Annotated in this window: 1 protein-coding gene; it reads left to right on the forward strand. The window is 70.0% G+C overall.

What is annotated here, in order from left to right; genetic code table 11:
• Positions 1–270 (forward strand): glutathione S-transferase N-terminal domain-containing protein (locus tag SB751_RS30775; RefSeq protein WP_410749122.1); only part of this gene is annotated, 270 nt, incomplete at both ends.

Raw genomic sequence — 270 nt, forward strand, 5'->3', positions numbered from 1 at the left:
TCCTCAGCCCCTACGCCATGTCGGCCTATGTGGCGCTGGCCGAAAAACAGTTGCCCTTCGAGGTCCGCCTGATCGATCTGGACGCGGGCGAACAGCGCATGCAGCCCTACCAGTGCCGCGCCCTGACCGCGCGCGTGCCGGCCCTGACCCACGGCGATTTCACCCTGACCGAATCGACCGCCATCACCGAGTACCTGGAAGACCTGCATCCGGCGCCGGCCTGTACCGCCTTGTACCCGGCCCAGCCGCGCGAGCGCGCCCGCGCCCGCC

This window comes from Cupriavidus sp. SIMBA_020, from assembly GCF_046535395.1.
Lineage (GTDB): Bacteria > Pseudomonadota > Gammaproteobacteria > Burkholderiales > Burkholderiaceae > Cupriavidus > Cupriavidus campinensis.